The 5368-nt window shown below is 71.3% G+C and carries 5 protein-coding genes; 3 read left to right on the top strand and 2 right to left on the bottom strand.

Going from position 1 to position 5368, the window contains the following annotated elements:
• Window positions 1-45: 45 nt before the first annotated feature.
• Entirely contained in the window at window positions 46-702 is a 657-nt protein-coding gene (locus V7E46_RS32150; protein ID WP_333771710.1) for a winged helix-turn-helix domain-containing protein, read from the bottom strand.
• A 175-nt stretch (window positions 703-877) separates the two neighbouring features.
• On the opposite strand from V7E46_RS32150, the gene def reads away from it, so the two are divergent.
• On the top strand, window positions 878-1492 hold the full coding sequence (gene def, locus V7E46_RS32145) for a peptide deformylase (RefSeq protein WP_333771711.1): 615 nt from the start codon (window positions 878-880) through the stop codon (window positions 1490-1492).
• Here the strand turns inward: def and V7E46_RS32140 are convergent.
• Window positions 1473-2636 (bottom strand): diiron oxygenase, encoded by a 1164-nt coding sequence (locus tag V7E46_RS32140; RefSeq protein ID WP_333771709.1) that lies wholly within the window; start codon window positions 2634-2636, stop codon window positions 1473-1475. The two genes, def and V7E46_RS32140, sit on opposite strands and share 20 nt — an antisense overlap.
• A 777-nt stretch (window positions 2637-3413) precedes the next feature.
• On the opposite strand from V7E46_RS32140, the gene V7E46_RS32135 reads away from it, so the two are divergent.
• Both V7E46_RS32135 and mce read left to right on the top strand, forming a co-directional pair.
• A complete protein-coding gene (locus V7E46_RS32135) occupies window positions 3414-4727 on the top strand; it encodes a lysine N(6)-hydroxylase/L-ornithine N(5)-oxygenase family protein (protein WP_333771708.1) in 1314 nt (437 codons plus the stop codon).
• A 9-nt stretch (window positions 4728-4736) separates the two neighbouring features.
• Window positions 4737-5168: a methylmalonyl-CoA epimerase gene (gene mce, locus V7E46_RS32130; protein WP_333771707.1), complete on the top strand. Its 432-nt coding sequence runs from the start codon at window positions 4737-4739 to the stop codon at window positions 5166-5168.
• Window positions 5169-5368: the final 200 nt, after the last annotated feature.

The following is a 5368-nucleotide window of genomic DNA, read 5'->3' as shown; positions in this document are numbered from 1 at the left end:
GGGCGGGGCCGGACGGGGCGCCGCCGGGCGGCGGCCCCCCAGGAGTCAGCGGCCGGGCGGGCTCTCCTCGCCGGGGGCCGTGGGCAGGATCGGGAAGAGGCGGCTGATGACCGCGACCGGTGCGGCGTCGGCGGGCCGGGTGTCCGGCAGCCACTCGCGGTCCTGGTAGCGGCGCAGCATGTCCCGCAGTGCCGTCGCGATCTCGTCGAGTTCGGCCGGCGCCAGGTAGGCGACGGTGCTGAACGCCTGGTCGTGCCCGTTCCACGCGGCCGGCGCGCTGTCGCGCAGTTCGAGCCAGCGGCGGAAACTCTCGTCTTCGAGGCCGTAGGTGAAACAGGCGAAGTTCTCCGGGCCGGTCCCCGGGTCCTGCCCGGCCCGTACCGGCCCCGGGTCCGGTGCGGCGGCCGGGGGCGGTACGGGCGGTGCTTCGGGGAAGGCGTCCGACGCGCCGGGCACCAGGCGCCAGGGTTTCGCGCGGCCCGAGCCGGGCGCCGGCTCCACCACACCTGCGCGGGCCAGCTGCCGCAGGTGGAACGAGCACAGTCCCGAACTGCACCCGAGCCTGCGGGCCGCTTCAGTGGCCGTCACCGCCCCGACCTGCCGGAGCAGTTGCACCAGCGCGGTCCTGACGTGGTGTTCGACGAGTCCGGCCGGACGGGCGCCCTGCTGCGGTTGGGGGTCGTCGGCCCGGTCGTGACTCATCTTGTCATCGTGTTCCTTTGCAAAGTATCATGTCAAGTCGCCCAGAGTAACCATCTGTCGCTCTGGGTCACTTTCCTTGCCGTGTAGCTGCTGTGTCCTCAGCGGGGGGAGCACCATGTCCGTGTCCACATCAGCCGGCGCCGCCAGGGCCGGGTCCGAGGGGCGGGTCGTCCTGATGGGCGTGCCCGTCGCGTCCCACCCGGTTCTCACCGAGGAGGATCTCCGGGGTTCCTTCCGGCGGGTGACGGTCGTCGGGGAGGAGGTCCTCCACCGCCCGTGCGCCCCGGTCGCGGAGTTCGGCACGGAGCGGCTCCGCCGGCTCGTCCACGACATGTTCCTCACCAACCACATCGCCGAGGGCGCCGGGCTGGCGGCCAACCAGGTCGGTGTGGACCTGCGGCTGTTCGTCTACGACTGCCTGGACGACGAGGGTGTCCGGCACGTGGGTCACATCTGCAACCCCGTGCTCGACCCGGAGCCGGACGACGGGCGGCGGCGCCTGATCGAGGAGGACGAGGGCTGCCTGTCGGTCCCGGGCGCCCGCCACTGCCTGGCCCGCGCCGCCCGCGCGGTCGTCCGCGGCAGCGACGCCGACGGCCGTCCGCTGGTGGTGGAGGGCACCGGCTACTTCGCCCGCTGCCTCCAGCACGAGACCGACCACCTCAACGGCATGCTGTACGTCGACCGGCTGTCGTCCCGTCAGCGCCGGGCGGTGATGCGGCAGATGGAGGAGCGCCGCGAGGCGGTCTTCGCCCGCCGTGAGGAGCGCGCTACGGCGCTCGCCGGGTGACCGGGTCCTCCGGGCCCGGAGCCGGCGCGGAGGATGTGCGGGCCGGGCCTGCGGGCGGCAGCAGCCCCTGCCGGTCGAACGCCTCGCGCGCCTCGGGGTCCTCCAGCACGCCCAGGGCGGCGAAGTGCCGCACGGTCGTCTCGGCCGAGGACCGGGCGTAGGCCTGGACGCCGGCGGAGGTGAAGACCTCGGCGAGCACCTGCTCGACGGAGTCCTTCGGCATCCCGTAGCCCAGCAGTTCCTCGCGCATGGAGTCCAGGTCGGGGTCGAGGAAGGTGTGGATGAGGCCGGGCAGGCGCAGGGCCGCCCACCGCCGGGTGCGGGTGTCGAGGGCGCCCCACAGATGGCGAGCGAACAGGGCGAAGTAGGCGTGGTGGCGGCCCTCGTCGGAGGCGTGGTCCTGGATGGTGTCGCGGATCTGCGGCAGGAGTTCCTGGTCGCGGGGGATCGCGGACAGGCTCCCGGTGATCAGCGTCTCGGAGACGATGACGAAGAGCAGTTCCACCAGCGGGCGCAGTTCCGGTGCGGTGGATTCCTGGATCGCTGCGAGCCGCCGCAGGAAGTAGGGCTCCTCCGGCAGGCGCGGGGCGATCCGGGTGCGGTCGGTGACCTGTTCGAGCAGGTCGACCGTCATCAGCGTGTGGTAGGCCTCGTCGCAGTAGATCTTCAGCGCGTCCAGCCGCATCTCCCGCGGCAGCCCCAGGTCGACCGATCCGTGCGCGATGCCCAGCGCGGTGCGGTTGACCACGAGGTATTCCAGTTTCGCGGTGAAGTCCAGGTACCGGTACAGGTGCTGGACGAGGACCTGTTCGTAGGCGGCCGGGCCGAGATCGCGGACCAGCCGGTGCGAGGCGAGCGGTACGAGCGCGGGGGGGAAGAACGTCGCCACGCCGCCGTCCGCGGCGGTGACCAGCCGGCGCGGCGCCTGGCGTACGCTCGCCCGCTCGTACCAGGTGCGGAACGGGCTGCGGTACGGCTCTTCCCCGGCCGCGCCGCCGTCCCCGGCCCCGGGAGCCGGCGCCGGAGCGGACGTGCCCGCGTCCGGGTCCGGGTCCTGAGCGCGGTCGGTGCGGGCCGGGCGCAGCCGCGCGGGGCAGAAACTGACTGCCGGGCAGCCCTGAAATAGGCCGACGACGCCGCACATGGGGTTTCCTCCGAAGTAATCCGTGCCCGTGGAACGGTGAATACGGCCTGCCGCGCATGCCCGCGCAACGGCGCGGCGCGCGCGGTCCGGTCCGGGATCTTCGCCGATCGGGCCGGGGGGTCTCGCGCCGATTCGTTCAATTCGATACCACTCGCCGGCCGGGCGCCCCCAAAGCGGGCGCCGGCCCGGCCGATCGAAACCGTAGCACGCGGGCGATCGAAACTTGACCCATTGATCCGGACTGCGTGAGAATGGATCTTGTCATTTATCGGGCCGCGTTCTTGTCGCTGTCCGGCGGAGGACTCCCGGTGTATTCCGTAGAAAGCAATGCGCAGCGGTGCGGATGCGCCGGACCGGCTTCCACCTGGTATTACACCGCACTGCCGGCCTCGGCGCGGAATTGATCAAAGGCGCTTTGCGGGCGGTTCAGGCCAGATGTGTTGTCCGAAAATTCCGTCCCTGGCGGAAAATGATCATGATAGTCTCTGTCTCGCCCGGAGGCATCCGGTACCCGGTGGTTGATGGACGGTAATTGATCAATCCGTCCGGGTGATTCTGTTCAACGTGAAACCAAGGGAAGCCGTCTCTTCCGCCGCGGAAGATCGGAATCATGCTCCGGCGGGTGCCGTCCGGTCGCGTACTCGAATGCGAAGTTATTTCCGGGTGATGGCCCCCGCTGATCCACTTAGTTCGGAATCGCCGGACCGCGCCTGCTCCCCGATTCCGCCCGCGTGGCTTTACGGACTGCTGATCACACACGTGCGAGGAGACTTTCAGGTGCTGGGCGGACACAACGGCGAGAACCAGACGGTCGACGTCACGGGGATCGGTTTCGGCCCCTCCAACCTGGCGTTCGCCGTGGCCGTCGAGGAGCACAACCAGACCGCACCGCCCGGACAGGCCGTCACCGCGCGGTTCTTCGAGCGCCAGCCGGCCTTCGGCTGGCACCGCGGGATGCTGATCGAGGGCGCCTCGATGCAGGTGTCCTTCCTCAAGGACCTCGTGACCATGCGCAACCCGGTCAGCTCCTACGGCTACCTCTCCTACCTGCACAGCAGGGGGCGGCTCGCGCACTTCATCAACGCCAAGTCGTTCTTCCCGCTGCGCGTCGAGTTCCACGACTACCTCGAATGGGTCGCCGAACAGTGCGCCCACCTGGTCGACTACGGCTGCGAAGTCCTCGACATCGAGCCGGTCGGCGGCCCCGGCGGCACCGACCGCCTCGACGTCGTCGTCCGCCGCGCCGACGGGCGGACCCTGCGGCAGCGCACCCGCAACGTCGTCATCGCCACCGGCATCGAACCCGTACTGCCCGAGGGGCTGCCCGACGACGACCGCATCTGGCACAGCAGCCGGCTGCTCGGCGAGATCGGCCGGCTCCGCGGACGGCCCTCCGCCTTCGTGGTGCTCGGCGCGGGACAGAGCGCCGCCGAGGTCGTCGCCCACCTCCACAGCGTCTTCCCCGACGCGCACGTGCACGCGGTGTTCTCCCGCTACGGCTACAGCGCCGCCGACGACAGCGCCTACACCAACCGCATCTTCGACCCCGAGGCCGTCGACCACCACTTCGGGTCGCCGCCGCAGCTCAAGGAGGCGTTCCTGCGGTACCACGGGAACACCAACTACTCGGTGGTGGACATCGATCTCATCGACGACCTCTACCGGCGCGGTTACCTGGAGATGGTCACCGGGCGCGAACGCCTCCACGTCCGCAACGCCACCCGGCTGCACTGCGTCAGCCCCGGGCCGGACGCCCTCGCGGTGGACCTGGAGTTCACTCCCACCGGCCGGCGGGAGACCGTCGCGGCCGACGTGGTCGTCTGCGCGACCGGCTACCGCCCCTGCGACCCGCTCGGCCTGCTGGGCTCGACCGCCTCGCGCTGCAAACAGGACGAGGCCGGCCGGCTGGAGGTCGCCCGGAACTACCGGGTGTCCGGTGAGGAGACGCTGCGCTGCGGCATCTACGTGCAGGGCGGCGCGACCGAGTACTCGCACGGCATCACCTCCAGCCTGCTGTCGACCACAGCCGTGCGGGCCGGGGAGATCCTCTCGTCCATCGTCGCCCAGCGCGACGCCGACGCCGCCGCCTGAGGAGACGGGATGTTCACACGCCTGGACCACGTCGGGATCGTCTGCCACGACCTGGAGGCCACCGCTGCTTTCTACCGCTCGGTGTTCGGGTTCGACGCCGTGCACCGGGAGGTGATCGAGAGCCAGGGCATCCGCGAGGTGCTGATGCGGGTCAACGGCACCGACGACGGTCACGAGACCTGCCTCCAGCTCATCGCGCCGGTGCGCGAGGATTCGGCCGTCTCGGCATGGCTCGCGCGCCACGGCGAGGGCGTCCACCACCTCGCCTTCGGCACCGCGGACGTCCGGGCCGCCATCCTCGGGCTGCCGCCCGGTGGGCCGGCCGCGCTCTTCGACCCGCCCCGCACCGGATCGCGCGGCACCGCCGTGACGTTCCTGCACCCCCGCGACTGCCGCGGCGTGCTCACCGAACTCGTCGAGATGCCCCGCTCGCCCGCCTGAACCGTCCCCGCCCGCCCGCCCCCGCCCGCGGCCCGTGGCACCCCCGCACGGGGCCTTCCGACGCCCGAAGGAGTACACATGCACGTCCCCGCCCTCTACCAGCCGGCGGACGAGGCCTGGTCCCGCGACCTCGTGCTGGGCCACCCGCTGGCCGTCATGATCTCCAACGCCGTCCCCGCCCCGCACGCCACCCACGTCCC

The sequence above is a fragment of the Streptomyces sp. IBSBF 2435 genome, from assembly GCF_036815005.1.
Classification (GTDB): Bacteria; Actinomycetota; Actinomycetes; order Streptomycetales; family Streptomycetaceae; genus Actinacidiphila.
Note: the sequence above shows the minus strand (reverse complement) of the source record. Positions and strands in the feature narration are given on the sequence as shown.